This is a genomic window from Streptomyces sp. NPDC017520 (genome assembly GCF_044329855.1).
Taxonomy (GTDB): domain Bacteria; phylum Actinomycetota; class Actinomycetes; order Streptomycetales; family Streptomycetaceae; genus Streptomyces.
The window spans coordinates 48,294-74,224 of record NZ_JBIRKB010000023.1 but is presented as its reverse complement, the minus strand read 5'-3'; the positions used below and the strand labels follow the sequence as shown (position 1 = coordinate 74,224).

The 25,931-nt window shown below is 69.3% G+C and carries 21 protein-coding genes; 14 read left to right on the top strand and 7 right to left on the bottom strand.

What is annotated here, in order from left to right; genetic code table 11:
* Positions 1-507: 507 nt before the first annotated feature.
* The gene (locus tag ACH4KB_RS34580; protein WP_398070505.1) at positions 508-1,176 is read left to right on the top strand and encodes a DUF3223 domain-containing protein; all 669 of its coding nucleotides are present in this window, start codon (positions 508-510) and stop codon (positions 1,174-1,176) included.
* 706 nt (positions 1,177-1,882) lie between these two features.
* On the opposite strand, the gene ACH4KB_RS34575 is transcribed toward ACH4KB_RS34580, so the two are convergent.
* Both ACH4KB_RS34575 and mobF read right to left on the bottom strand, forming a co-directional pair.
* Positions 1,883-2,077: a hypothetical protein gene (locus ACH4KB_RS34575; protein WP_398070503.1), complete on the bottom strand. Its 195-nt coding sequence runs from the start codon at positions 2,075-2,077 to the stop codon at positions 1,883-1,885.
* A 142-nt stretch (positions 2,078-2,219) separates the two neighbouring features.
* Positions 2,220-4,085, bottom strand: coding sequence for a MobF family relaxase (mobF, locus tag ACH4KB_RS34570; protein WP_398070502.1), 1,866 nt, complete (start codon positions 4,083-4,085; stop codon positions 2,220-2,222).
* Positions 4,086-4,422: 337 nt separating this feature from the next.
* Between mobF and ACH4KB_RS34565 the strand changes: the two genes are divergently transcribed.
* Together ACH4KB_RS34565 and ACH4KB_RS34560 are read left to right on the top strand one after the other, a co-directional pair.
* The gene (locus tag ACH4KB_RS34565; protein ID WP_398070500.1) at positions 4,423-4,728 is read left to right on the top strand and encodes a hypothetical protein; all 306 of its coding nucleotides are present in this window, start codon (positions 4,423-4,425) and stop codon (positions 4,726-4,728) included.
* Positions 4,729-5,250: 522 nt separating this feature from the next.
* Positions 5,251-5,433: a hypothetical protein gene (locus ACH4KB_RS34560; protein ID WP_398070498.1), complete on the top strand. Its 183-nt coding sequence runs from the start codon at positions 5,251-5,253 to the stop codon at positions 5,431-5,433.
* A gap of 63 nt (positions 5,434-5,496) precedes the next feature.
* Here the strand turns inward: ACH4KB_RS34560 and ACH4KB_RS34555 are convergent, their stop codons facing one another.
* Positions 5,497-5,937 carry a hypothetical protein gene (locus tag ACH4KB_RS34555; protein ID WP_398070496.1) on the bottom strand — a complete coding sequence of 147 codons (441 nt, stop codon included), beginning with the start codon at positions 5,935-5,937 and terminating at the stop codon, positions 5,497-5,499.
* Between the two features lie 122 nt (positions 5,938-6,059).
* On the opposite strand from ACH4KB_RS34555, the gene ACH4KB_RS34550 reads away from it, so the two are divergent.
* Entirely contained in the window at positions 6,060-6,785 is a 726-nt protein-coding gene (locus ACH4KB_RS34550) for a helix-turn-helix domain-containing protein (RefSeq protein WP_398070494.1), read from the top strand.
* 281 nt (positions 6,786-7,066) lie between these two features.
* Positions 7,067-8,896 carry an SIR2 family protein gene (locus ACH4KB_RS34545; RefSeq protein ID WP_398070492.1) on the top strand — a complete coding sequence of 610 codons (1,830 nt, stop codon included), beginning with the start codon at positions 7,067-7,069 and terminating at the stop codon, positions 8,894-8,896.
* A 145-nt stretch (positions 8,897-9,041) separates the two neighbouring features.
* Here ACH4KB_RS34545 and ACH4KB_RS34540 read toward each other — a convergent pair whose 3' ends face one another.
* Positions 9,042-9,578, bottom strand: a complete 537-nt coding sequence (locus ACH4KB_RS34540; RefSeq protein WP_398070490.1) for a hypothetical protein — start codon at positions 9,576-9,578, stop codon at positions 9,042-9,044.
* 281 nt (positions 9,579-9,859) lie between these two features.
* A complete protein-coding gene (locus ACH4KB_RS34535) occupies positions 9,860-12,598 on the bottom strand; it encodes a hypothetical protein (protein WP_398070488.1) in 2,739 nt (912 codons plus the stop codon).
* Between the two features lie 304 nt (positions 12,599-12,902).
* Between ACH4KB_RS34535 and ACH4KB_RS34530 the strand changes: the two genes are divergently transcribed.
* Positions 12,903-13,253 carry a hypothetical protein gene (locus ACH4KB_RS34530; protein ID WP_398070486.1) on the top strand — a complete coding sequence of 117 codons (351 nt, stop codon included), beginning with the start codon at positions 12,903-12,905 and terminating at the stop codon, positions 13,251-13,253.
* Positions 13,254-13,505: 252 nt separating this feature from the next.
* Positions 13,506-13,751 carry a hypothetical protein gene (locus ACH4KB_RS34525; protein WP_030815810.1) on the top strand — a complete coding sequence of 82 codons (246 nt, stop codon included), beginning with the start codon at positions 13,506-13,508 and terminating at the stop codon, positions 13,749-13,751.
* 301 nt (positions 13,752-14,052) lie between these two features.
* Here ACH4KB_RS34525 and ACH4KB_RS34520 read toward each other — a convergent pair whose 3' ends face one another.
* Complete coding sequence (locus ACH4KB_RS34520; protein ID WP_398070484.1) at positions 14,053-14,724, bottom strand: HNH endonuclease family protein; 672 nt, start codon at positions 14,722-14,724, stop codon at positions 14,053-14,055.
* 283 nt (positions 14,725-15,007) lie between these two features.
* Here ACH4KB_RS34520 and ACH4KB_RS34515 point away from each other — a divergent pair, with 283 nt between their 5' ends.
* The 6 genes from ACH4KB_RS34515 to ACH4KB_RS34490 all read left to right on the top strand — a co-directional run bounded on the left by ACH4KB_RS34515 (position 15,008) and on the right by ACH4KB_RS34490 (position 23,844).
* The gene (locus ACH4KB_RS34515) at positions 15,008-15,904 is read left to right on the top strand and encodes a Ku protein (RefSeq protein ID WP_398070482.1); all 897 of its coding nucleotides are present in this window, start codon (positions 15,008-15,010) and stop codon (positions 15,902-15,904) included.
* 43 nt (positions 15,905-15,947) lie between these two features.
* Positions 15,948-16,883 (top strand): non-homologous end-joining DNA ligase, encoded by a 936-nt coding sequence (gene ligD / locus ACH4KB_RS34510; RefSeq protein WP_398070480.1) that lies wholly within the window; start codon positions 15,948-15,950, stop codon positions 16,881-16,883.
* A 100-nt stretch (positions 16,884-16,983) separates the two neighbouring features.
* Complete coding sequence (locus ACH4KB_RS34505; RefSeq protein ID WP_398070478.1) at positions 16,984-20,436, top strand: DNA polymerase III subunit alpha; 3,453 nt, start codon at positions 16,984-16,986, stop codon at positions 20,434-20,436.
* The gene (locus ACH4KB_RS34500) at positions 20,433-21,443 is read left to right on the top strand and encodes a DNA polymerase thumb domain-containing protein (protein WP_398070476.1); all 1,011 of its coding nucleotides are present in this window, start codon (positions 20,433-20,435) and stop codon (positions 21,441-21,443) included. The genes ACH4KB_RS34505 and ACH4KB_RS34500 overlap by 4 nt, the downstream gene beginning before the upstream one ends.
* A 236-nt stretch (positions 21,444-21,679) precedes the next feature.
* Complete coding sequence (locus tag ACH4KB_RS34495) at positions 21,680-22,744, top strand: hypothetical protein (RefSeq protein WP_398070474.1); 1,065 nt, start codon at positions 21,680-21,682, stop codon at positions 22,742-22,744.
* Positions 22,741-23,844, top strand: a complete 1,104-nt coding sequence (locus ACH4KB_RS34490) for a tyrosine-type recombinase/integrase (RefSeq protein ID WP_398070472.1) — start codon at positions 22,741-22,743, stop codon at positions 23,842-23,844. Before ACH4KB_RS34495 ends, ACH4KB_RS34490 begins: the two co-directional genes overlap by 4 nt.
* Positions 23,845-23,875: 31 nt before the next feature.
* On the opposite strand, the gene ACH4KB_RS34485 is transcribed toward ACH4KB_RS34490, so the two are convergent.
* Positions 23,876-24,838 carry a hypothetical protein gene (locus ACH4KB_RS34485; protein WP_398070470.1) on the bottom strand — a complete coding sequence of 321 codons (963 nt, stop codon included), beginning with the start codon at positions 24,836-24,838 and terminating at the stop codon, positions 23,876-23,878.
* A 226-nt stretch (positions 24,839-25,064) separates the two neighbouring features.
* Between ACH4KB_RS34485 and ACH4KB_RS34480 the strand changes: the two genes are divergently transcribed.
* Entirely contained in the window at positions 25,065-25,550 is a 486-nt protein-coding gene (locus ACH4KB_RS34480; protein ID WP_359688507.1) for a hypothetical protein, read from the top strand.
* Positions 25,551-25,931: the final 381 nt, after the last annotated feature.

Genomic DNA, 25,931 nt, shown 5'->3' with positions numbered 1-25,931 from the left:
CTTCAAAGACTTAGAAGGGTTGTCGAACGTGTCGGGGACCCCCGGTTTCCGGGGCTGACCTGCACCGACGCGTCCGGCGGCCGACAAGGCCGTGGAGGGGGCGATGGAGGGGCCCCTGGAGGGGGCCGACGGGGCCTGGTCGCCGCCGTCAGCGGGGCTGCGGTCGGCCGGCTCGTGTGGCTCGTGCGGCTCGAAGGCGGGGTCGGGAGTGAGGTCGGCGGGCACGGTGTCCTCGGATTCTCCGGCCTGCGGGCCGGGTCGGCAGTCGTCCGGCTCGTGAGCGGATGTGCGCGCGGGCCGGGGCCACCGTGTGAAGCCACCCCTTGACCGTCGTCTGACGATCAACAGCAGCGGGTGTCCATTCCTCCTGGACCACCCCCATGTCCTCCCGTTTTGTTCGTGAGCGGCATCACGATCGGCTTCCTGTCCCCCGGCAGGCTGACAGCGAGAGCGAAGCCCCGTCCGGGCCGGGGGACGTGCTCTAGCGTGAGCGCTCCCGTCACCCGCTTGGCAGAGGAGCTCAACGTGCCCGAGGTCTGGATCGGCCCGCGCCGCTACGCGACGAAGAAGGCCCGACAGGAAGCGGTGCAGGCGGTCCTGGGCCGCTATGGCCTCGGGCATGACGTCGACCAGGAGGACGACGACCTGCTGTTGCGGGACCTGCTGGACATGCACCCCGACGCGGCGGAGAAGGTCGGCCCGGGGGTGGACCGCTTCCGGATCATCCCCACCCCGCGTGGTCACCACAAGGGCCCGGAAGCGGTCCTGGTCGATGGCAGCAAGGTCGCCTTCTCGTACCAGAAGTGCCTGGACGCCCCCACCCACCGGCAGCGCGTGCTAGCCGCGATGCGCACCGAGATCCAGCCGCAGGTCAACACCTACTACGAGTCCCGCAAGGCATCGAACACGTTCGTGTCCGACGAGAGCGGCCAGCCTCTGGCCCCCGCCGACGTCCACGTCTCCTACTTCCAGGGCCCGCGGTTCCACGACATCGCGCGCGAGTTCGTCCAGCCCGCCGGCGGCTTCGAGGCCGTCGACCTGACCTCAGAGACGGCGCGGGGGCTGGCCCTGTTCACCGACCGGGCCCTGGCGGAACGCTGGCACGCCCACCACCAGGAGCACGCCGTCCTCGGGCTGCTGTCGGCCAAGGAGAACCTGCGCCGCCCACGTCTGTAGCGCACCGGATATCCGGGCTGGCGGCGCGCCGGTGCGGACCGGCGCGCATGGTGCGCTGAGTTGCGCGCGATGAAACGCACTCCCCCACCCGGTGGAGCGCACCGAGTGGGCTCCACCGCGCCTGGTGCACTTCTCGGTGGCCTCCACTCTCCACCCGATGGGGACGATGTCGTGCACTTCCACCCGGTGGAACGCGCCTCGATACGGCGGTGCGAGGCAGTGTCCGCGCCACGCACCTCTTACGGACGGTGACGCGCGGTGTGCGAGAGAGAGAGAGAGAGAGAGATCCCCTTCGCCGCCGTGCACCGGGAGCCCGGCGCCGGGCGTTGCCGGAGAGGTAGCGGACGAGGTCAAGGGGAAACGTCGAAGATCACGCCGGAACTCGTAGCTGGACAAGGGTTGCTTTCCATCCGGTGGGCTGAGTGGAGTCAGGCGGCACACCTGGTCAAGGAGGGTGCGCCGAGTGCACCGCATCCGATGCGCCGTCACCCTCCGTACATGCACCGGGTGGAACGGGCGGAAGTGGTGTCCACTCCCGCCGTGCGGAGCGGTGGTGCGGTGGGAGTGCGTCGCCGGGCACACCGGTGCACCCGCTGCAGCGCACCGAGCGCACCGGATGTCGGGACGCCCCACACGCCCCCACCCGGTGGTGCGCGGTGGGGCGCACCGGAGTGGACCAGCCGAACCGCAACACCGTGGTCGCCACTCATCTCCGGCGGCCCCGCCCGGTGCGCCCCAGGTGCGGCCAGCCTCCGGGGTACTGCCGGGAGCGGACGCGACGCCGGGCGGGCGTCGGCTTCGGCGATGGGTACAGCGCGGTGCGCAGCCGGGCCGCGTCGGCGAGCTGCTCCAGGCGCTCCCGCTGCGCCGGTGACAGGTGCGGCAGTGTCGGGGCAACCATGAGGCCTCCGTGCTCGAAGGCAGCGATCGGTCCCCCGTACCTTCGCCGCTCCCCGGTGATCTCGGCGGTGGGCGACAGGTCGTATCCCGGCGTCTGGCCCGTGACTGCACCGCCCGTCCCGCCCGGCGGGCGGGACGGGCTGTCACGGCTGGAAGCCCTGTCCTTGGTCCTGGCCGGGCTGCCGCTGCTGCTCGTGCTCCTGGCGGTGGCGGTCGGCCGGAGGGCCCGGGGCGGCGGCCGGGTTCCGTCCGTTCGCGATGGCGCGGCGGCGGGCGTTGGCCTCGCGGGTGATGGCGGCGAGCCGGTCCAGGTTCTCCGGTGTGCGCAGCCATGTCGCCGGGTCGGTCGTCCGGCCTTCCAGGTACGCGTCGGGCATCGCGGCCTGCTGGTGGGTGTGGACGGCGGCCGCCCGCTGCGCCGGTGTGAGGGCGGCGTCGCGGCCGGGGTGGTCGACGGCGTGCGCGGCGGTCGATGTCGTCGCGGCCGGGGTGTCGCCCTGCTGGGTGGGCAGGGCGGGGGCGGCGCGGATCGCTTTGCGGACGGCGAGGCTGGCGACCCGGGCCCGCTCGTAGCGGGACGACTGCCGGGGCGGGTTGCCGTCGGTGCCGGCGATCCACCAGGGTTCGGGCTCGGTGAAGTCGGCGGTGTAGAAGATCCGGTCGGCGGCCGGGGCGCGACGGCCGGGCTGGGGCACGGTGGTCTGGCGGCCGTGGTCGGCCAGGGCGCGGTTCGCGATGTAGTCGTCCAGGCCGCGGGCGAACGCGCGGCCGCGCAGGGTCTCCAGCAGGTGCCGGCGGGCTTCGGCCAGGACGTGGCGGCGGGCGAAGTTCCTGCGGACGGTGAAGACGACCGCGGCGACGTCGACGGCGGCGAGCGCCGTGTCCACCACCGGGTCCACCCGGGCCCGGAGCGCCGCCCCGACCGCACGGCAGCGGTCCACGAGCCCGTCGACCATCCGCGTGCCGAACGCCAGCACCGCGGACGCTCGCCACCGCGCGAGCAGCTGCTCCAGCGGGCGCGGGGTCTTCTTCTCCGGGCGGGTGTCCTGCGCCGCCTGCCACCCCAGGCCGTGGCGGGCCTTCTCGCCGGGCAGCCGCCCGTGCTCCTGGACCCAGGTGTAGGTGAGGCCCTCCAGGGCGTCCTCGATCCGCTGGCGGCGGGTGGAGGACCAGTCGATGAGAACCTGGTCGACACCGGCTATCTCCATCACCGGCCGCAGGCCCGGCGTCACTTCCCGAGGCACCGTCGCGAGCCCGAGCCCCTCGCACACCTCCGTCGTCATCGCCAGGGTGTAGAGCGTCCCGGCCGCCACCACATGCTTGTAGAGCCGCGTCGTGTCCAGCGCACCCCACCTCGGCTCACCGTCAGCACCCCTGCGCTGAACGCGGTTCAGGACCAGGCAGTGCTCATGCAGCAGCGGGAACCCGTCCCGGTTGTCGAAGTGCCGGAACGCCGCGACCACGAGTGCCGGTGTCTTCGCGCGGCCGCGGCCCGAGGACCACCGGGTCTCCGCGACATCGTCCTCGAGCCAGCGCAACGCCTGGGCGACGGCCCGCTCGTGCGCACGCTCGATGACCCGCCGCGTATGGGCGTCGCCCAGCGCCCACAGCACCGTGAGGGACGCCTGCGGGCGGAAGGTGAAGTCCAGGGCGAGCAGCGGAGTCTGGTTGCGGGCCTCGATCTCCTCGATCGGCTGCCCCAGCACGGTCGCCCGCCGCGCGGCGGCCGGATCGACAGTGTCGTCCAGGAGGCGCTGCTCGATCCGGTCGGCGTCCGGGTGCCGGCCCTGCCCGAAGACCAGCTCCATTTGCCGCTCGGACACCTCCGCCCCCTCGGTCAGCCCAAGGCCGGCCAAGCCGCGCCCCCGCCACCGACCCGGCGGGAGACCGGCCTCCTCCTGGGCGGCCTTCAGCGACTGGCCTACCGGGCGGCGGCCGTCCCCGAACGCGACCCCGCGCACGTAATACCGCCACGCATTGGGCCTCTGCACCTTCGCGACACTCAGCATCCCGGCAGCGAACACCGGCTCTGACCTGGTCAAAAGAGTCGATGCCGTGCGGCGGGAGAGTTCAGCGGAACTTCACGGCCGATCCCGCCCTGCGGGCATCCGCAGCCGCATCGTGCCCGCCGGGCGGACCTCACCGGGGCCATGTAAATGCTGCGCGGCCACGGCCACACCCACACCACACGCCCCAAGTCGCATCAGTAGACGCCTCTATCGCCACCACACGTACATCTACGAACCACTCCCCCACCCGCCGGCCGTGAACGCCTCGCCATGCACCACGTCACCAACTCTCCGCCCCCGGCAGCGCCGGGGGCTTCTTGCTGCCTGGAGGACCGACGTGCCGACCTACGAGACGCTGCCCCGCTTCACCACCGACTTAGACCGTCTCACCCCGGCGCAGCGCCGCCGGTTCCGCCGGACCGTGGCGGCCTTCGTCGACGACCTGCGCACCGGCCGCCAGTTCCGCCCCGGGTTACGGGTCAAGCGCGTCCAACGCGCAGCCCGCATCTACGAACTCACCTGGTCCATGGGCACCGGCCCCGCAGGACGCGCCACGTTCGAGTACGGGAGTGAGGTCCGCCCTGGCACACCGCACGTCATCTGGCGACGCATCGGCACCCACGACATCCTCAGCGGACCGTGATCACTGGAGGAGCCTGAGGCTCGGCATCGCGACCTGCTGGTGGCTCTGGCTTGCACGCCCAAGACCCGTGACGGCAGTTCAGTGCGTCGGCGATGGCGGTCCGACGGGACGCGCCGGCGTTCGGGGGACCTGGCCGCAGGCGGATCGGTGCCTCGTGGGTGTGGGCCTTTCTTCGGCGACCGCGGCGCCCGAAGGTGGCCTTCGCTGGTAATACCAAGATCATGGCCCGAATGGGTGCTCTTATCGGAATTGCATGCGGATTGCCCGTCCGGTGGCGACGAAAGTGTCCGATCAGCCCGGACTTGCATAGGCAATGGGCGCATATGCCCGAATGGCGTTGGGCAGAGCGTGTCATTACGCTCACGGAGCGCGAACCCGCTCTTCTCACGGACCCGAGCTCGCGCTCCTCATGTGACGCCGGCCCAGGCGGTCTCTTTGCCTACGTCCCCGGATCGATCTCGAATCAAACGCCTCTGGCGCCGACTCGCAGGCGACAGTAACAAATTGGTCGCGGACAACAACATGTCTGTCAACAACTCAGAGGCCCCGGGCAACACCGCCCAGGCTTCGCACGGTGCCGCGGCCGTCGCCTTTCCCCCGCTGATCGTGGTTCCCGGGTCGCCCGGGTACGCGGCCCTGGCCATCATGGCCGTGCCCGTGGCTCTCTGGGCGCTCATGGTGTGGCTGAACACGAAGCGCCGCTGACTGCCCTTCAGACAACACCGGGTCGTTTCTCTGACGAAACGGCCGGTTGAGTACCCGTTTTCATCACGATTCCCCGGGCGGCAGAACCCGTTTCGTCGCCCGGGGGCTGACATGGCAGAAAGCGAAAGCAGCATGGTGGGGAACACATTTTCGCCTGACAACTGTAAATGGTGCGGGGGCCTGCGAACGGTTCGGCGCACCGGGCGGCCGGGCGAGTACTGCAGCACGAAATGCCGGCAGACCGCGCACACCCAGCGGCAGAAGCTGCCTCCCGACACCAGCCAGTTCGACACCTTCCTGCGCATCGAGCTCAGCGCGGTGCAGGCAGAGGTCCGCGACCTGCAGCGCGCCCTGAACACCCCGACGCCGGATGCAGAGCAGCCGCTGGAACGGCTGCTCCAGCTGCAACGGCGCATCGAGCAGCTCCTGCCGCCCGTGGTCGGCCGCACGAAGCGCATGGGCGCGTCGTGGGAGGTGATGCATGAGCAAAGACACCGTGCGCAAGAAGTACAACTCCTCGGTGGTGCAGCGGGCCCTGAGCCGCGCTCACGTCAGGGTGCCCGCGCCCCGTCCAACCCCCCGGAGCTCTCCCTCGGCTGCGCTCTCCCCCCTCCTCTCCCTTCGCTGTGCCGGCAGACCCCACCGAGACTTCCGAGGAGGAGAGCCCAGACCCGTCGCCGGAACCCTGTGCTCCCGGGCCTCAGGACTTCGCCTGCGTGCTGAGCAACCTTCAGCGGGCATCGGGCCACAGCCTCCGGGCTCTCAGCAAGAGAACGGCGCTCTCTCCCAGCTTCCTGTCGAGAGCGATGAACGGAGAAAGGTTCCCCAGCTGGGAGGCGACCGCGTCGCTCGCCCGCGCCTGCGGCGCCGATCCCGAGGTCCTCCGGAAGGTGTGGGAGGACGCGGAGGTGCGCCGGAACCGCAAAGCGGCGAAGCCGCAGGTGCTCGCTTCCGCGCTACGTCATCTGCATCATCGGGCCGGGAGCCCGACTCCGTGGTCGGTCTACGTGAACAGCGGCTACGCGCTCTCCCAGGAACTCGTCAGCGGGCTCCTCGACGGAACCACCGCCGGATCCTGGGAAGACGTCCAGATCCTCGTCCAGACGCTCGACGGCGAGTACACCTACTTCGAACCCCTGTGGCACCAGGCCCTCAAGGCTTCGCCCGAGACTGGGTCCGAGACCGCGCCTGCGGCACCCCCACCAGTCTCCGGCTCGGGGCCCGCCGCCCGGGTCGAAGACCTCATCGCCGCCTTCGGGAAGGTCCTGAGCACAGCCGGCAAACGCACCCCCTCCCCCGGACGCCCCCGACCCGCCCCCATCCAGGCCGCAACCACCTGGACCAGCAGCTGATAGAGGAGCGGGGGCGCCATAGCGTCCCCCGCCGCACAGAGTGTGGCGGAACAGCCGCCGGGCACTCTGCGGCTCGGGCTCGGGCTCGGGCTCGGGCTCGGGCTCGGGCTCGGGCTCGGGCTCGGGCTCGGGCTCGGGCTGCCGGAGGATAGGAGCAGCACAGTTCCCATGCGTCGGCTCGATCACACTTTCTCGTCATAGTGACGATTACTGCGGTACTCTGCTGTCAGAGTTGATGAGCCTTCGCCTAACGGGCGGACCATCGGCATAAGGAGAAGTGCGTGGTGAGCGAAGCTACGAGCGGGCCAATCGTCGTTCCGGCCGGAGGACTGATTGAGCCTCCAATGGCCATGGCCTTGAACGTTCACGCAAGCCCGGGCGTGTACGCGCTGCTGCTGGGGGCCGGCGTCTCTATCGCCTCGGGGGTAAAAACCGGCTGGGGGATCGTGCAGGACGTCGTCGGGAAGGTCGCCGCCATCCGTGACCCCGACAACTCCGAGGCCCAGGCGGAGGCCATGGCCGATCCCGAGGCATGGTGGGAGGCCAACACCAGCGAGGCCTTGGGCTACTCGGCGCTGCTGGCCGCGGCTGCACCGCTGCCTGCTTCCCGGCAGGCGATGCTCGCGAAGTACTTCGAGCCTGCAGAAGACCAGGAGGACACCAAGGGTCCGACGGCAGCACATCGGGCCATCGCCCAACTGGTCAAGCGTGGCAGTGTGCGCGTCATCCTCACCACCAACTTCGACCGGCTGACCGAGCGGGCGCTGCAGGAAATAGGGATTTCCCCGCAGGTGGTAAGCCGCCCGGACCAGATCAAGGGGCTCAAGCCGCTCGCACACAGCCAGGTCACCGTGATCAAGCTGCACGGCGACTACGCCGACTTGGAGCAGCGCAACACCGTTGACGAGCTGGAGACCTATCCCGATGAGCTTCAGCAGCTCCTGGGACGAGTGCTGGACGAGTACGGGCTGATCGTATGCGGGTGGTCCGCGGACTGGGACAAGGCACTCGTCCGGGCCGTCGAGGGCACCCGGTCACGCCGGTATCCGTTGTTCTGGTCGCAGTACGGCCGCTTCAGCGACGCCGCCCGGACTCTGACTGCTCAGCACGACGCGGTGGTGATCGACGGCAAGAGCGCGGACGAGTTGTTCACCGACCTCGTGCGCCGCATAGAAGCTCTCGACCATATGACAACCGCGCCCATCACTCGCGACGTCGCTGTCGTACAACTGAAGCGCGCCCTGGCCGATCCCTTGCGCCGCATCGAGCTCTTCGACCTCGTCGACCACGCCGTCACCCAGACCACGCACCGCAGCGCGCCCGAGCACAGGCCGGTGCGTGCCACGTCCTCCGCCTGGGCCGACACGTTCGGGTCCAACGTCCGAGGCTACCGAGTCGACAGCGACACCCTGCTGCACCTTCTGGCCAACGGCGTCTTCCACGACGACGGCACCCACGACCACATATGGGGGCGTGCTGTAGAGCGCCTTGTCCGCCTGCGCGACACCATGCCGAGCCCATACAACGAGTACCTGGAGAAGCTTCGCCACCTGCCAGCTCTGCTGGCTACCTGGACGATCGGCGTCGCCGCCATCCTCGGCCACCGTGAGGAACTCCTTGCTCGTACCCTCTACCGGCCGGAGTGGTCCGCTCCCCACTCCGGCCACGACCGGCAAGGGCCGGCCTGGTATCTCAATCCCAACCTGGTCCTCAACATCGAGGGCATGCACGACATGCATCGGTCCGGGAACGGAAACAAACTGCTCTACCCACAGAGCAACTGGCTAAAGGACACGCTGCGCGAGCCCTTCCGCCTCGTCGAGCCCAGTGATGTCACCTACAGCGAAGCATGTGCCCGGTTCGAGTTTCTGGCCTCGATGGTCGCCATGGACACCGACATCGAATTCCGCGCCTATCCCTGGGCCGGAGAATTCTTTCTCGATTCCTTCGGGGGCTACAACAACAGCGGACTCGCTGGCGCTATCGAAACGGAACTCTCTGACACCTGGCCGCTCGTTCGCGCTGGCGCCTTCGGAGGCGAACTCCCCCGGGCCCGGAGCGCTCTGACCACACTTACCGAGTGGAGGGGAAAGCACGGCAGGAATTGGTGACCCACGAACAGCGGGACCGGGCAGGGTGATCCTGTCCGGTCCCGCTGTTCGTTTCATCAGCCAGCCACGGTGGCCAACGGCCGGTGGTTCATCGACTCGTGGCACCCGCCAGGCGACCAGCCAGCAGCAGTCCCGGGGGCATCTTTCAGCGATACATCGTCGCGGCGGCGAGTCGCTCCCTTGCCTGCTGGTACACGGTTGCGTCGCGAACCGGATTCTTCTCTCTCTGCAGCAGGGACTCGTAGATGTCGACTTCTTCGCCTGGCACGGTCAGGGTGTACTCCTGGCTGCCATCGTCGGCGATCCAGCCGTGGGCTCGCGCGAGGTAAATGTTGTGCTCGGCCGCGTACAGCGTCAGACCGGTGGCCGCTGCCAACTCCTCTACGGTGCAGCTCACGCCCCGGGGATCGATCGCCGTGCCGGTGCCGAGGCGATCCGTGAGGGCATAGAGGCAGACCTTCACCGTGTCTGGGAGCTCAGCTCCCTCCTCGGACAGCCTCACCAGGTAGATGTCGCGTGCGTCACGGAGATTCTCCGGGCTGTGCCAGATGGCACGCGACGCTGCGATCCGGGCGGCGCGGTCATCGTCGACAGTCCGAGCGGCCTGGCGATAGGTCGCGCCGGACTTGTCGGCCTGGGCGCGGATGCGGGCCTTCCGGGCGTTGGAGCCGTTCTTCGTCATGTGCTTCTCCAGGGAACCCACGCTCCTCCCGGGTCAGCCGAACGAGTCTGGCGGCGGAAAGTCTGCACGGGCCCGTGCCGGCAGATGCCGGGGAGCCTTGGCCGGACTGGGTCACGTTGCGGCGTGGGCGCTGCGACGGCGGCGGTAGGCGTTCGTGTCATGCCAACCCGAATCGTAGAGCGCTACCGATCGCCAGCGCCATCTCCTCCTTACGTGGGCGTGCCACTCCCAACGAGCCGTGCGAATACTGCGCATCAGGCGATTCCCGGAACCGTCTCCTTTCACCTCACAGAAGCGGGTCGGCTCTCGTGGCGGGAGCATTCCACAGCCGATGCCGGGATGCGGCTGCCAGGAGTCGGTCCCAGAGGCAGTGACCACGCCTTGCGGATGGTGTCGATCAGCGACCGGGCGCTGTAGGGCGATATCCCGAGTTCCTGGCGTGCGTCAGACAGGCGTTCAGGATCGCCGTCCTGACCGTGCTCGGCTGCCAGTTGCGTGCGGCGTTCAAGTCCTTCGGTGCTGAAGATGTCGAGCAGGGTGAGTGAGAAGTAGGCGTATGCAGAGGCTTCGTCGATCAGTTGGCGTGCGTCACTGTTGAGATCGGGGTCGTCCGGTGGCCGGTGGGATGAGTTGCTGGCGTTCACAGGATGTGGTTGGGGGCCATCGGCGTAGAAGGCGAAGTGGTCCAGTGTGCGCAACACATCCGCTTCTACGCAGGGGCAGGGGTCGCGCAGGTAGCTGCTGAGGGTGCGGAAGGACGCGAGGACGCTGTTGTTGTCGTGCGTCCACTGCTGCTTGCTCAGCAGCGTCCGGAAGCCGGCGAAGGTTTCCGCGAGTTCTTCCAGGATGAGATGACGGGAAATGTCTGTGAGTTCGTAGGACTGGGCCTTCTCCTGTGTCTCGCGGAGCTGCAGTCCGTAGCGGAGCAGGTCGCGCAGGATGCCGCCGGACAGAGCGTGGGCGAGCAGGATGTGAGGGTCTTTCAGTCTCTTGGAGCGTTTGGCGAGGATGGTGCGGGAGTCGCTGAGGGTGCTGGGTTGGACGTGGATGATGTCGTCCAGGGAGCTGTCGGTGGCGTCGCGGTGTGGCAGGCCTCTGCGGACGAAGGCGGCTCCGACGTCTTCGGCAACGGAGATCAGGTAGTGGACCAGGGGGACCCCCAGGATGGCTTTGATCTCTCGGAGGAACGCCAGGGCATCGGTGTCCGCGCCCAGGCGGTCGACTTCGTCGATGGCGATCACGACGGTCTTGTGCGCCTCGGTTCTCTCGATGGCGATGCATCTGAGCAGGTCGCGGAATTCTGCGACCAGTTCCGGGTAGTTCGGGGGGACTGTGGAGACGGATGCGGAGTGGTTCGTACCCAGACTCATGATCTGGGCAGTGCCTCCGGTGGTCAGGCCGTGGGTGGCCTGCTGGATCGTCTGCAGGCGGTAGAGGTGGTTCCGGCAGCGCGTGACCAGTTCGGGTTCCTCCTCCTGCGGGCGCCAGTCCCCTGCCTTCGACAACAGGACTCCGGCGATGACGCCTGCCAGCCGCAGCGGGTTATCCGGGTCCGCCACAAGGGATCGTGTCTGCGGGTTGTCGATGAGCAACAGCAGCAGGCAGATCCCGGCAAGGGCTGCGGGCAGGCGGAAAATACTCTCCAAAGAGATGCGCCACCGTCCGAGGGGGAGCACGGCTTCGGAATCACGGGCGAGACGCAAGGCCCACCACACAACCAGCAGCACACCTACGTAGGCGACGGCTTTGTAGAGGCCCTCGGGCTGAGTGTTGTGGAGGTGCCGGGCCTGCTGGCGAATCTGTCCGTCCAACAGGATTGTGGCGGCGGATGCGCACGCCAGGAGCAGTCCTATGGGTCTGATGCCGCGCATCCACAGGCGGCCCAGTATGCGTGGTAGCCAGGCTGCGTGCCTCGATCGCCACCAGACGATCCCGGCGATCGTGACAGTCAAACTCGCGATGACTGTGTGGCCATGCCAGATTGCCTTCATGTCGTCGCGTATCGCGTTGGTGAAGTTGCGCACGGCGTCGGCTACAGACGGGGTGTATTGCTCGTACAGAGAGTGCACCGGGGCGGACAGGCCTAGCACCACCAGGGCGGCGGCGGGCACGGCGAAGGAACTCCATCGGCTCAGCCGCTTTGCCCGGAGCCGCACACGCCGCAGCAGCCGGCGTGCCGGCGACAGTCGCGCAAAGCTGGTGGGTTCGTAGCCCTGGCCGCGCATGTACTTCTCGCACAGCTGCACCGACAGTGACAGCAGGAAGTCGTGAGGTGCGTAGGTGGCCGGCGCTTGGACGATCACGCCGAAGCCGGCCTTTTCGACGCACTGCTCCAGAAGCGTCGTCTTGCCTGCACCTCGTGGCCCGCAGACGGCGATCGTGCCGTCCTCAAGATGCGACAGCTTGCCCTCCAGCTGCCGCCGAGCCACGTTCTCAACGATGTAACCCGGGGACCGGGGTGCTCGCAGGCCCCATTCGTAGGCGTCGGGGATGAAGAGAGAATCAGGGTCGTCACCCAGCAGGTGGCGGACAAGATCGGCCACCACGGGCTTGGCCCCTTCCTCCTGCAGTTCCTCACCCCACCGAGCGGCGCACGCCCCTACCTCTATGCGCTGAACCAGCCAGCCGACCCCCAGTCCCGCAGCAATCAGGCACTGTCTCAGGTCGGTCCACGCCGAGGAGCCACGCCAGGCCAGGGTGATCATCGTGACCGCTGCTACCAGAGCCGCTAGGAGCAGGACGAAAGGGCCTCCGAAGATCAACAGTGCTAGGACACTGAGAAGGATCAGGGAGCAGGCCACCCGCCAGTCCCACTGCGTCGCACGCGCCGCTCTCTCGTGCTTCTCCCGAGCCTGATCCAGTGCCTCGATCGCTCTGTCGAAGGCGGGCGATGGGCAGCGGATGGTGGTGTACCGGCGATACCGTGCTCTCCTCATGTGCCGCAGGACGGCACCGCGGTCTACCCCCTCGCGTACATCAAGCAGTCGCTCCGTCTCGTGCGCGTTGAGTGCGGCCAGCACGCACCGGTGATAGATCTCCCCCTTGTCGTCACCACTGCGAAAGTCGAGGGCTCTCGCTCCCCATAACTCCAGCCACGTCCGAAACCGCATCCGCTCGCCTTCCCCCGAGTTCAGAACCTGCGGATGCTAACCCTGAGGCCTCTGCGCCGGGGAGCGTTCCGTCGAAGGTGGCCTACTTCGCGCGCTCGCTGCGGTCGACGACAGAAGTCGGGCACCCTGGGCACCACGTCCGATCGGGTGGCGCGTCCATAGGTTCTCGGCGCGCACCACGCATCCCCAATTCGAACAACCGTACTATTAAGTTGTGACCACGTACGCCTTCCCCCAAGACCTCCGCGACGCCCAGCTCGCCCTCCACCAGACCCGTGCCTCGTACCAGGAGTTCGCCCGTTCTCTGCCGTGGTCGGCGGAACCCTTGCCCGGCTGGGAGGCCGAGAAACAGCTGCATTCCGGCTTCCGGTCCTCGAAGCCGGACAGCCCCGGCTACACCGAGGAGCAGCATGCTGAGGTGGCGCGGTTCCGGGCCGAGCTGTTGGAGCTGAGCATCGCCGTGTCGACGCACCCGTTCTGGGAGCAGGTGGAGCAGGGCCAGGTCGTCGATGCGCGGATGCGGCTGAAGCACCAGCACGAGATTCCTGACACCGAGGCGGCCTGACCCTCGTGCCTGGCTGCTCTACCGCGGCGGCTGCGGCCTCCTCGACAACGCAGCTGCACTCATGCCGCGGTGTGAGCACCGGAGACCGGGCGGGTTTGCTCGGTCGTACGAATGGAACGCCTACCGGGCGCCAGGGAACGTCTCTGCCCGCCTGTAGAGGGGCGGGCGTCATGGACCAAGATCCGAGATGCGGGGCCCGTGTCCGGAGGCGACGGTGGATGGAGACAGTATCCCTGCATCGACTGGAGTGTCATGATCGTCAAGATGTTGCACGAGAAGGGCCTGAAAGCCGAGCACGCCTACACCGCGGCATTCGCCTCGATCGGCCTGTCCGTCGTCTCCTGGTGCGGATCGATGAAAGTCGAGCCGGCCGGCACCGCGCGGGCCGACCGGTGGGGCATCTTCGTCGGCGAATGGGCACCCACCTTCTTCGCCCTCGGCCTCGCCCTGGCGAACTACGAACGCGACCACGACCTCCTCCACCCCATCACCCACTAACCCCGGCCCCCGATCCCCCGGAACTGGAGTCACGGCCGCAGTGAGCCCGCCTGGACGGAGCGGGACACGGTGGAAAGGCGAGCTATCCGGGCCGGCACGAACATCGAAGTGGCGGGGAGAACGGCTGCGCTCTGTCCGGGAGCGGATGGTCCTCTGCCCCCTCGGGCGCCGCCGAGAGCCCGCCTGCCGACCACCACCGCTCCCACCGGGCCCGCGACTGTTCGGTATTGGGTCCGGCCCGTCGCTCAGGGTCCTTTTATGGCCGTCGAGCAGCCACAGTCGACAAGGCAGCGGGCGGGAATCAGGCAGCCGGTGTGTAGCGGACGATGGTGTCCTCGCACGGCCCCTCGGCGAACACCTTCAGCGCTTCGAGCTCGCGGTCGTCCGCAGTGAGCTGCCAGCGGAGCTTGGTGGACACCCACTCCCCCACGTACCGGCACTGCGCCTCCGGGGACGGCGGCATCCAGTCGGCCGGATCCTGGTCGCTCTTCGACCTGTTGGTGCGCGCGGTCACCGCGACGAGGGACACCGTCGCCCCCTGGTCGTTCGCGTACGCCTCACGCCGCGCCGCCGTCCACTCCGAGGCACCGGAGTCCCAGGCCTCGGCGAGCGGGACCATGTGGTCAATGTCCAGGGAGCCGGCGCTGGTGACCTCCTGGCCGTCGTAGTAGCTCACCCAGGTGCCGCCGTTCAGCTTGCAGCCGGCCTCCACCGTCGGCGCGACGACCGCCTCAGCGATGAGGACCTCAGCGCGGGTGTTACACCCGTCGCCTGCGTCGTCGCCACTGTTCCAGTGCTTGAACTTCGTACGGGTGTAGCCGGTGCGGTCCTCCTCCGTGACCTTCACCAGACCGACCGCATCGGCCAGCGTCGTCACTTCAGGTGCAGGGGCGGCCTGCGCGACGGGCGCCGAGAGAAGAGGGGCGAGGGCAAGGGAGAGTGCGCTGAATCCGAGCGCGAAATTCTTGATCACCACCGCTGTGTATCGGCTCCACCTACCTGCGGCGAAGGCCACGGTCCCCAGGGTCACCCGCGCGGGCGAGAAGGTTCACCGCAGGAACGATTCCACTGTCCGGCCGCTCACCCCGAGGCGCCGGGAAGCGGCCGGTCACCTGCTGCCGACAGTGGGGGGATGCGGGCAGACCTGCCCCGCGTGAGGATCGGGAGTACGACGTAGCCGGCCCGGCGCTTCCGACCGGGCGTTCCCGGCCCTCCCTTCGCCGCGTAGCAGCGCAGGGGCCCTGGAGGTGGAAGAGATGCCGAGACCGTTGTGGGCCGGTGCGATCAGTTTCGGGCTGGTCACGATCCCGGTGAAGATCGTGTCTGCGACCGAGGACCACGATGTCCACTTCCACCGGGTGCACCTTGCGGACATGGGCCGGGTGCGGACGCGGAAGGTGTGCGAGCTCAACGGCGAGGTCGTGTCCCAGGACGAGATCGGCAAGGGCTACGAGATCACGAAGGACCAGACGGTCCCGGTCACGGACGAGGAACTGGAGCATATGCCGCTGCCGACGGCGAAGGCGATCGAGATCGCAGCGTTCGTCGACGCCGACACCATCGACCCGGTCCGCATCAGCGACTCCTTCTACCTGGCCGCCGACGGACAGGTAGCCGCCAAGCCCTACACCCTGCTGCGCAAGGCCTTGGAGCGCTCGTCGAAGGTCGCCGTGGCCAAATTCGCGTGGCACGGGCGTGAGCGCCTGGGCCTGCTGCGCATCCGGGAGGGCGCGATCGTGCTGCACTCCATGAAGTGGCCCGACGAGGTCCGCAGCCCCGACGAGCTGGCCCCGCGCGAGGTCGAGGTCAGCGAGGAGGAGATCGAGCAGGCCCTCCAGCTGGCCGAGCGGATGACGATTAAGGACCTGTCCGGCTTCCACGACGAGTACCGCGAGGCCCTGGAAGACATCATCGCGGCGAAGTCCGAGGGCAAGCCACTCCCGACCCCGGCCGAAGGCGAGGGGAAGGAGAAGGGCGAGGTCGTGGACTTGATGGCCGCCCTGAACGCGTCCGTCAAAGCCGCGAAGGAATCCCGCGGTGAGGACGGCGAGGACGGCGAGGACGCCACCGTGCACGAGATGCGGCCGTCGAAGAAGACCGCTCGGAAGACACCGGCGAAGAAGACGGCCGCGAAGAAGCGCAGTGCCTCCTGACCCTCCTCCTGCCGCGGGTGCCGTGCTGCCGAGCATCGAGCCGATGCTCGCAACCGCCGGCGCGCTGCCGCCGGCGGGGGTGGAGGACCGGTGGGCGTTCGAGGTGAAGCAGGACGGGCAGCGGGCCATGGTCTACCTGCCGGGCGACGGCTCCCTCCTCGTACGCGCTCGTTCCGGTACAGACATCACCGCCGCCTACCCCGAGCTGCTCCCCCTCGCCGACGCCCTCGGCCCGCGGAGCCCCGTGCTGGACGGGGAGATCGTGGCACTCGACGAGCAGGGCCACAGTGACTTTGAGCGCCTCCAGCAGAGGATGGGCCTCGTCAGCGCTCCCGCGAAGGCTGCCCGGATGGCGGCCCGGGTGCCTGCGCACCTGATGCTCTTCGACCTCGTACACCTCGACGGCCGGCTCCTGACCAAACTGCCGTACGCGGAGCGACGGGCGCTGCTGGAAGGTCTCGGACTGGCCGGGCCCGCCTGGTCGACACCCGCGGCGATCACCGGGCATGGGGCTGAGGCGTGGGCAATGGCCCGGGAGGCCGGGCTGGAGGGCCTGATCGCGAAGCGGCTGACCTCCCGGTACGAGCCCGGGGCACGGTCGAAGAGCTGGGTGAAGATCAAGGTGCACCGGGTCGCCGATGTCGTGATCGGCGGGTGGGTACCCGGACGCGGCCGCCTGACCGGCCTGCCCGGCGCCGTTCTGGTCGGCGAGCCGCTCGACGGGCTCCTGCACTACGCGGGCAGCGTCGGCACCGGCTGGAGCCAAACCGAACGCACCCGCCTCGCCGAACTCCTCCAGAACGCGGCCATCGACGCCTGCCCCTTCGCCCAAGTCCCGCCGGTGGCCGGGGCCCGATGGGTACTCCCCCAGCTCGTCGGCGAGGTCCGCTACACCTCCCGCACCCGCGCCGGACGCCTGCGCCACCCCTCCTGGCACCGGCTCCGCCTCGACATCCCCCTCGATGACCTGACTGGCTGAAAGTTCGTGTCTCGAACTCGCGTGTTCGAATTAATGTTCGATACAGTCGATGGAGAAGAGTTCGATTAGTAACGCTTTGGGGGTTATGGGCGGAGGATTCATGCAGGAAGGCGTCCCTCACCTGCATGTCAGCAGTGGGTTTTCGGCCCGCTACGGTGCCTCGCATCCCCATGACCTCGTCGCGCGAGCGTCCGAGCGCGGGATCGGGGCGGTGGCGCTGACCGACCGCGACATGGTCACCGGCACGGTGCGCTTCGCGAGGGCCGCCACGGCCGCCGGGGTGAAGCCGCTGTTCGGCGTCGACCTCGGCATCGCCCCTCATACGCCCTCCGCCGAGGCGCGGCGCCGTACCCCGGTGCGCGGCGGCGCTCACGTAGCCGAGGCACCGTTCCGGGCCACGCTCCTCGCCCGTGACGCGACGGGGTGGGCGCGGCTATGCCGACTCGTGTCCTGCGCGCACGCCGAGGCCTTCGCCGCGGGGGCGCCGCCGGCAGCTTCGTGGGAGATGCTCGGCCGGTACGCGGGTGAGGGACTGGTGGTGCTGCTCGGTCCGGCGTCGGAGCCGCTGCGGGCGCTCGCCGCCGGCCGCCCGGACATCACCGAGCGGCTTCTGGCCCCGTGGCAGGAGGCCGTCAGCGGCGGGCTGCGGCTGGAGATCGTGTGCTGGGGCCTGTCCGGCACAGGCCCGGGGTCGGTCCGCCTGGCCGCGCATACCCTGGCACTCGCCGACCGCCTCGGCATTCCGGCCGTGCTGACCAACGCCGTACGGTACGCCGACCGGTCCCAGCACCGGGTCGCCGACGTCCTGGACGCGGCCCGGCTCCTGCGTCCCATCGACCGGCGGCGGCTCGACTGCGGAGAGCGCTGGCTCAAGGGCGGGCCTGCGATGACAGAGATTGCCGAGCGGGTGGCAGCCGCCGTCGGAGGCGGCCGGGCACGCGCGGTGCGGCTGCTCGCCGACACGGTGGCCGTCGCGGAGGCGTGCGAGGTCGATCCGGTGAGGGATCTGGGGCTCGGGGTGCCGCACTTCCCCGAGCCGTCCGTCGTCGGCGCAGAGGCGGGGCCGGGCGGGGCGATGCGGCTGCTGCGGCAGCGGTGCGAGAGCGGCATGGCCGCCCGGGGTCTCGACCGGGACCGCCGTTCGATGGACCAGCTCGACTACGAGCTCGGCGTCATCGGCCGCCTGCACTACGAGCCGTACTTCCTCGCCGTTGCCCAGGTCGTCGCCGATGTGCGGGACATGGGTATCCGGGTCGCCGCCCGCGGCTCCGGGGCCGGCTCCATGGTCAACCACAGCCTCTTCGTCGCCACGGCGAACCCGCTGCAGCACAACCTGCTCTTCGAGCGGTTCCTGTCCGAGCGGCGCTCCTCGCTGCCGGACATCGACATCGACGTGGAGTCCGCGCGCCGTCTGGAGGTGTACGACCGGATCATCGAGCGCTTCGGGCGGGAGCGGGTCGCGGTCACCGGGATGCCCGAGACCTACCGGGCCCGGCACGCGCTGCGGGACACCGGCCTCGCGCTCGGGGTCGCCCCGGCCACCGTGGACCGGATCGCGAAGTCGTTCCCGCACATCCGGGCGTGCGACATCCGCTCCGCGCTCTCCGAGTTGCCGGAGCTGCGGGAGCTCGCGGCGGAGGCCGGGGGGTACGGGCCGCTGTGGGAACTCGCCGAGAGCCTGGACGCGCTGCCGCGCGGGATCGCGATGCACCCCTGCGGCGTGATCCTCTCCAACACCAGCCTCCTGGACCGGCTCCCCACCCAGCCCACCCCCGGCGGCGAATACCCGATGCTCCAGGCCGACAAGGACGACGTCGAAGACCTCGGCCTGCTCAAGCTCGACGTCCTCGGGGTGCGGATGCAGTCGGCGATGGCGCACGCCGTCACCGAGATCCGCCGTACGACCGGCCGGGCCATCGACCTCGACAACCCCGACCACGTCCCCCTCGACGACCGCTTCGCCTTCGCTCTCATCCAGGCCTCGGACACGGTGGGGATGTTCCAGCTGGAGTCACCGGGCCAGCAGGACCTGGTCGGCCGACTCCAGCCCCGCGACCCGCAGGACGTCATCGCCGACATCTCCCTGTTCCGCCCGGGCCCGGTCCAGGGAGGGATGCCCGCCCTCTACATCGCCGCCCGCCACGGCGCCGCCCCCACTTACCCGCACCCCGACCTCGAGCCGGTCCTCCGGGACACGTACGGGGTGACGATCTGGCACGAACAGATCATCGACATCCTCGCCGTCATGACCGGCTGCGACCGCGCCCTCGGCGAAGTAGCCCGCCGCGCCCTCAGCGACAAGGAGCGGCTGCCGAAGGTCGAGGCGTGGTTCCGGCAGAAGGCCGGCGCCCGCGGCTACAGCCCAGCAGTGCTGGACGAGGTCTGGGACGTCGTCGCCTCGTTCGGCGCGTACGGATTCTGCCGGGCCCACGCCGTCGCGTTCGCCGTACCGGCGCTGCAGTCCGCCTGGCTCAAGGCCCACCACCCCGCCGCCCTGTACGCGGGGCTGCTGGAGCACGACCCGGGCATGTGGCCGGCCCGCGTCATCGTCGCCGACGCCCGCCGCCACAACGTCCCCGTCCTGCCCGTCGACATCAACACCTCTAGGGCGCAGTACACGGTCGAGCGGACCGGCTCCGGCTGGGGCGTGCGGATCTCCCTGTCCACGGTCCACGGCATCTCCGAGGAGGAGGTCGCCCGGATCGCCGAGGGCCAGCCCTACACCTCCCTCCAGGACTTCTACGCCCGCGCCCACCCCAAGTTCCCCGCCGTCGAGCGCCTGATCAGCATCGGCGCGCTCGACCAGGTCAAGGGCGAGGCGTCACGGCGGGATCTGCTGCTGCAGGCGACCGAGCTCCACCACCAGGCCCGCACCCGAACCACCGCCGGGCAGCTGCCGCTCGCCACCACCCCGCACGCCGCCGGACCGTCCGGGCTGCGCGAAATGACCGCCCGCGAACGGCTGGACGCCGAGCTCGGCGTCCTCAAGATCGACGTCTCCCGGCACCTCATGGAAGACCACCACCGGCTGCTCCGCGAGATCGGCGCGACGGACGCGAAGCACCTGCGAGCGATGCGCCCCGGGCAGCGCGTCCTGGTCGCAGGCGTCCGCGCCTCCACCCAGACCCCGCCGATCGCCTCGGGAAAGCGCATCATCTTCGTCACCCTGGAGGACGGCTCGGGCCTAGTCGATCTGGCGTTCTTCGAGGACTCCCACGAACGGTGCGCGCATACCGTCTTCCACCACGGGCTGCTCCTGGTCCGGGGCACCGTCGAAGCCCGCGGCCCCCGGCGCACCGTCGTCGGAGAAATGGCCTGGGACCTCGACGAACTCGCGACCGCCCGCGCCACCCACGGGCCACAGGCCGTCCTCGACCTCCTCGGCCAGGCCCCCTCCCCCACACCCGCCCAGCCCGCATCCGCGCCGGGCCGGACCATCCCCGACGGCACCGCGGGCGCCCGCCTGCACCCCTGGAGCGACCTCCAGCCCGCCGGAACCCGCTCGGCCGACCTCACCCGCTTCGGCCACCGCAGCCCCGGGAGCCCAGGATGAACACCACCAGGCCGCGGCCGCGCGCGATCCTGCGGATCCACTTCCACCCCGCCGAACGGAACGACGAGCTGTACGGGCACCTGCTCGCTGTCGTCGACGGCATCAGCTCCCGCGTCGAACCCCTGCCCGCCGACTGGTCGGCGTACGTCGACCTCACCGGCGCCCTGACGTACTGGGGCCGCGACACCGAAGGCCTGGTCGCCGTGCTCCGGCTGCGCCTGCTCGCGCTCCACGGCGTTGCATGCTCCGCCGGCGCCGGGCCCACCCGCTCGATTGCGGCCATGGCAGCCGACGCCACCCCGCCGGGCGCGGCCACCGTGGTCCGCGACGATCCGTACGAGATCGCCGCGTTCCTGCGCCCCAAACCGGCTTCCGCCCTGCCGGGCATCGGCCCCAAGACCGCCAAGACGCTGGCCCGCTACGGCATCACCTCGGTCGGCGACATCGCCGACACCCAACTCCCCACCCTTCAGCGCATCCTCGGAACCACCGCCGCCCGCCTTGCCCACGATCGCGCCCACGGCATCGACCAGCGCCCCGTCGTCCCCGGTGCCGCGCCCAGGACGATGAGCACGAGCCGCCGATTCGACCGCGACGAGCTCGACCCCGACCAGCACCACCGCGCAGTACTCGGCCTGGTCCAAGATCTCGGCGGACGGCTGCGTACCAGCAGGGAAATCGCCCAGGCACTCACGCTCACCGTCACCTACGCCGACCGCACCCAAACCACCCGCACCCGCAGCCTCACCGAACCCACTGCGCACACCCCCGCGTTGGCCGGCACCGCCCGCGAACTCCTTACCAGCCTCGGCCTCCAGCGCGCCCGTGTCCGCGCCATCGCCGTACGCGCCGAACGCCTCCGTCCCGCCGAGGACACCGTCCACCAGCCGACCTTCGACGACCGCGACGACAAGCTCCGCCGCCTGGAAACCGCCCTCGACACGGCCGCGACCCGGTACCGTCCCGGCATCGCCGGGATGGCATCGGCCTTTCCACGGGCCAGGTAAGACGTTTGGCCGCCATCACAGGCAGCACCTGGTAGGCGTTGGCGGGCAGCTGTCAGGTCCCGCGAAGATGGGATCCAGTCGCAACCGCACAGGATAATTACGGTTATCCTGTGCGGATGCTGACACCAGATCAAAATGCCCCGCAATCAGGTGAATCATCCGAAACGCCGGAAATGGCGACTGGCGGCGCGACCTCGTTGGCGTACGAGCGGTGCGGCAGGCGGTATGGACTCGTCATGCCGGGCGGAGAGGAGATGAGCCCCGGCGAGGCGCTGCGGACGGCCCGGATCGCCGTCGACCAGCACATGACGAAAAAGCTGGACGACGAGCACATGTGGCACGAGGAGACGGCAACCGACATCCTGCTGTCCACGGCGTCCCCGCGAATCCGGTACAAGGCGTTCGGCAAGGACCACGAGAAGGAACACGGCGCGGACTGGCTGTGGTGCTGGGTGGACCGGGACGGCACCACCTTCTGTCTCCTGGTCCAGGCGAAGATCCTCAAGAGGGCCCCCTCCGGGAAGCGCTGGACCATCGACTTCGCCTACAAGACCCGTGGGGACAAGGAGCACCGGCCGCAGATCTCCAAGCTGATCGCGGCCTCGGACCGCTACGAGGCCGCCGCCGCCTACGTCCTGTACTGCGGTGACCCGGAGTACCGCGCGACCCTGGAGTGCGACCGGAGCCACGACGGCGCCCCGTGCCGGGAGCGGCAGCGGGTCGGGGTGTCCGCCGTCTCCGCCTTGGTCGCGGAGAACGCCGTCACCTACTACGGGAGGGACGCGGGCGTGGCCGCCTTCCACACGGCCGTCCCCGTCGAGGACATCGCCGGATCCGACAACCTGGACACGCCGATCGTGCCGCTCACTCGCGGACTGCCTGAGGACCTGGCCCACTTCCTGCGGCAGCCCCAGCGCGGCGCGCGGCGCGCGGCCAAGGAACTCCTCCGTCCGGTCGAGCAGATCAGGGCGGGACAGTTCAGCACTGCCACCCTGGAGCGTGCGGCCCCCGCTGCCGGAGCTCTCTTCCCGGACCTGCCCGCGGACCGGGGCCACTTCTCCGTGCCCTACCTCTCGCACATGCTGCGCGGTCTGCGCGCCGAGACCCCCGGCTACGTACGCGACGTGATGGAAGGCAGGACCCCTCCGGCCTGGGTCACCGCCCACCTCGCCGGCATCGTCCTCGTCACCGATGCGGACGCCCAGCCCGCAACCGGAGGCTGGATCGCCGACTCCGCTTCCGGCCCCGTGGAAAACCGGACCTCCTCGGCCATGACACCGGGTACCAGGGGAGCGGCATGAACGGCACCTCTCACTCCGTCACGGATCTGGCACGCTCCCCTCGTGCGACTCTGTCGACGCTGCGCCGCGACCCACGCGACCAGTGGCCCGAACACGCCCGGAAGCTCTACGACCACCTGGTCGCCCTGTACGGCGAGGAAGACCCGCTGCCCACCCTCGCGGCCGCGTGGATTGCGCACCAGCGTTCGGTCAACACCCAGAAGGCATACGCCCGGGGCTTCCGCATCTTCGAGGAGTTCGCCCGGGAGCACGGGGCCCACCCGCTGAAGGTGACGTTCCCGCTGGCGGATACCTTCCGGATGTACCTGGAGACGACGCCCACCTGGGTGCGGGTCAAGGGCGGGGCCCGCGGCGAGATGATCCGGACCGGACCGCCGTACTCCGACGCTTCCCGGGCCAACGCCCTCTCGGCCGCCTCCTCATTCTTCGGCTACCTCGACATCGTCAGCGACACCCCGCTGAAGAACCCCTTCGACGCCGTACGCAGACCGGTCATCGACCCGGACTACTCCCCCACCCCCGGCTACACCGAGCAGGAGTGGACCAAGCTCCTGGTCACCGCCCGCGACCACCACCGGATCCGGGCCTACCGCAAGCGCGCGTACGCGCTGCTGCTCATGCTCTACACCTGCTGCCTGCGCGTCGACTCCCTGCTGACCGCGAAGGTCGAGCACCTCGGCGACGACCAGGGCCACCACGTCATCAAGGTGAAGCTGAAGGGCGGCTCCTGGAAGAACAAGCCCGTCCCGCCGATCGCCTGGGCCGCCCTCCAGGACTACCTCGACGGCCGCACCACAGGGTGGCTGTTCTGCACAGCCAGCGGCGGCCAGCTCGACGAACCGGCCGTATGGCACCTCACGGACTCCCTGGCCAAACGTGCCGGGCTGACCCCGCGCGGCCCACACGGCGTCAAGGGCGACGCCGTCACCCACGCCCTGGCCAAGCCGGACGCCCGGCCCGACAAGATCCAGCGCTGGGCCGACCACAAGGACTCCCGCACCACCCAGCGCTACAACCGCCGCAAGGAACTCCTCGACGACAGCCCCGGCTACGCCCTCGGCGCCGACCTCGCCGGCGCACTCGCGGACGGCTCGTCCTGAACATCGACGAGGTGCGGGCCCGCCGGATGGGTCATATCGCCGCGGGACCGGACAAGCCTTGGCCGCAGTTGAAGCAGAAGTCGCAAGGAGTGGTGGGCGAGGAATGGGTGAGGGCACCGCGTACCAAGGCGGTCTTGCCGCAGACCGGGCAGTCGTCTACTGGGGGTTGGGCGGGCTGGCTGAACGGTCCGCTTGTGGGCTGGCTGCGCCAGTCAAGGCGGAGGACGTCACTGGCATAGGCCGCTGCGGTCCAATAGATATCCATGGATGACTCGGGGCAAAAGAGGCACGCGACCGAGTCGGGCGTTGCCAGCAGGGACTCGGTTCGGCAGTACGGGCAGGTCAGCCTCTGGTCGGGGTGCGGGGCAAGCGCCGGCTCCAGTTGCTTTAGCCGGTACGCAACATAGCGATCAATCCGGCGCAGGCTGCTTCCGACGTACCTCAGGTCCTCCTCGACCTGCTCACGCTCCTCGGGCTGCACCTTCGGGTGGTTCAGTACCTCGGCATGGAGAAACGAGATCAGGAGGTGGAGGACCTCGGCCGTGGTCTTCTCTGCCCGCCCTTCTGCGGTCAGACCGTAGTGCTGCACCGCATTGCGCATGTCGATCAGGGCGTCGATTGACTTCGTCTCGTCGGAGAGCTGCACCCTGGCGACCTGGTCCAGTCGAAGCCTGGCCTCCTCCAGGCCGCAGCTTTCGAACTGCCCGTTTCTGAACATCGCGGGGGTCACTCTGCGCCCACCATGCTTCCGGTCGACGCGCTCCAGGACGAGCGTCCAGTGTTCGAGCTGTAGCCGGTACTTGAGCAACACCTCAGTCGCGGCGTGCAGGTGCAGCACCGCGTGCTTCAGGTTGAGGGGGCCCACCTCCTGCCCTTCGCCTGGGTCCAGTTCCGTCACGACGCGCCGCAGGTAGTCGACTCCGTTCCTCAGGGGAGGAAGGTCGACGCTAACGCCGTCTCCGCCCGTCGCGCGGTTCGGACGTGTGGTTGTCATGGCTCTCCGCTCGTCTCCGGTGGCCTCACACCGCCAGGCCGTCATGTCCGGTCTATCGCCTCGGATAGGGCACATTATCCGAGGCGAGACGCACCGGTCCGCCCCAACCCGAATGGGTGCAGAATTCCGCCATTGTTCTCCATGGTCTAGACGGGAGGGGTCGGCGGCGTGCATCATCTTCATGGAGACCGGGGAGAAACGGCTCTGAATTCGCCGGAAGGTTCACATGGAGATCATTATCAAGGGCGCGAGCGAGGAGTTCGCCGAGAAGCTCGTCGCGCTCGCCGCCCAGCACCACGCGGAACTGTCCATCAGCACCGTCCGCCCAGGCTGGACCGTCGACCGCGCCGAGCGCTACCTGCGCGACCTGACCGCAGGCTCGCGCAGGATGGCCGAGATGGTCACCGTCGACGGCGCCGGCTACATCGAAGCCGACCACCTCCGCAGCGTCCTCGGCGCACTCAACGGCCCGTCCAACGGCATCAAGCGGGCCGTCGACCGCGGCATCCGCAAGGGCTGGTGGCCCGAGGGCACCCCGCAGCCCATCACCCCCGTCTCCGACCCCAACAACCCGTCCTGGCACCAGAACATCGCCTACCGGATGGACCAGGAACTCGTCCCTGTCTTCCGTGAGGCGATCACCCGCATCGGCAAGGGCGGCGGTTCGCCCCCGGAGCCCGACGATCAGGACGAGGAGGGCCAGCAGCCGTGACCGCCCCGTATCCCCCGCAACGCCAAGCGGGTCCTCTGCGCCACCAAGAGCCACTTCCGGACCGGCCCCGCCGGAAAGGTCGGACGGTACGCCGCACGCGAGCAGCGCTCCACGACCTTCCGCGAGGCCCGCAAGTCCTCGCCGCCGTCGGGGATGTGGCTGACGTCAACGGGGGCGCTGACGTGTTTCGTCCACCGCAGGACCGCCGCTGCGCCGTTCGTTGGGGGTGTAGCTGAGGCCGTCGGCCTCTCCGGTCCGGGCGCCGCTGGTGGCGAGCGTCCACCCCAGCGGAGACTCGCCTTCGCGGATAGCGAGGTGCGGCGGCTGCTCCGGAAGACAGCAGATGAAGCTGTGGGGGCTTCGCGGCTTGAGGTCCGGGGT

What these genes read in the sequence shown, in the direction of transcription:
- ACH4KB_RS34575 (WP_398070503.1), bottom strand. Translation starts at nt 2,077, where the DNA reads ATGGTTGCCCCGACACTGCCGCACCTGTCACCGGCGCAGCGGGAGCGC.
- mobF (WP_398070502.1), bottom strand. Translation starts at nt 4,085, where the DNA reads ATGCTGAGTGTCGCGAAGGTGCAGAGGCCCAATGCGTGGCGGTATTAC.
- ACH4KB_RS34560 (WP_398070498.1), top strand. Translation starts at nt 5,251, where the DNA reads ATGTCTGTCAACAACTCAGAGGCCCCGGGCAACACCGCCCAGGCTTCG.
- ACH4KB_RS34540 (WP_398070490.1), bottom strand. Translation starts at nt 9,578, where the DNA reads ATGACGAAGAACGGCTCCAACGCCCGGAAGGCCCGCATCCGCGCCCAG.
- ACH4KB_RS34525 (WP_030815810.1), top strand. Translation starts at nt 13,506, where the DNA reads ATGATCGTCAAGATGTTGCACGAGAAGGGCCTGAAAGCCGAGCACGCC.
- ACH4KB_RS34515 (WP_398070482.1), top strand. Translation starts at nt 15,008, where the DNA reads ATGCCGAGACCGTTGTGGGCCGGTGCGATCAGTTTCGGGCTGGTCACG.
- ligD (WP_398070480.1), top strand. Translation starts at nt 15,948, where the DNA reads ATGCTCGCAACCGCCGGCGCGCTGCCGCCGGCGGGGGTGGAGGACCGG.
- ACH4KB_RS34505 (WP_398070478.1), top strand. Translation starts at nt 16,984, where the DNA reads ATGCAGGAAGGCGTCCCTCACCTGCATGTCAGCAGTGGGTTTTCGGCC.
- ACH4KB_RS34500 (WP_398070476.1), top strand. Translation starts at nt 20,433, where the DNA reads ATGAACACCACCAGGCCGCGGCCGCGCGCGATCCTGCGGATCCACTTC.
- ACH4KB_RS34495 (WP_398070474.1), top strand. Translation starts at nt 21,680, where the DNA reads ATGCCGGGCGGAGAGGAGATGAGCCCCGGCGAGGCGCTGCGGACGGCC.
- ACH4KB_RS34490 (WP_398070472.1), top strand. Translation starts at nt 22,741, where the DNA reads ATGAACGGCACCTCTCACTCCGTCACGGATCTGGCACGCTCCCCTCGT.
- ACH4KB_RS34485 (WP_398070470.1), bottom strand. Translation starts at nt 24,838, where the DNA reads ATGACAACCACACGTCCGAACCGCGCGACGGGCGGAGACGGCGTTAGC.
- ACH4KB_RS34480 (WP_359688507.1), top strand. Translation starts at nt 25,065, where the DNA reads ATGGAGATCATTATCAAGGGCGCGAGCGAGGAGTTCGCCGAGAAGCTC.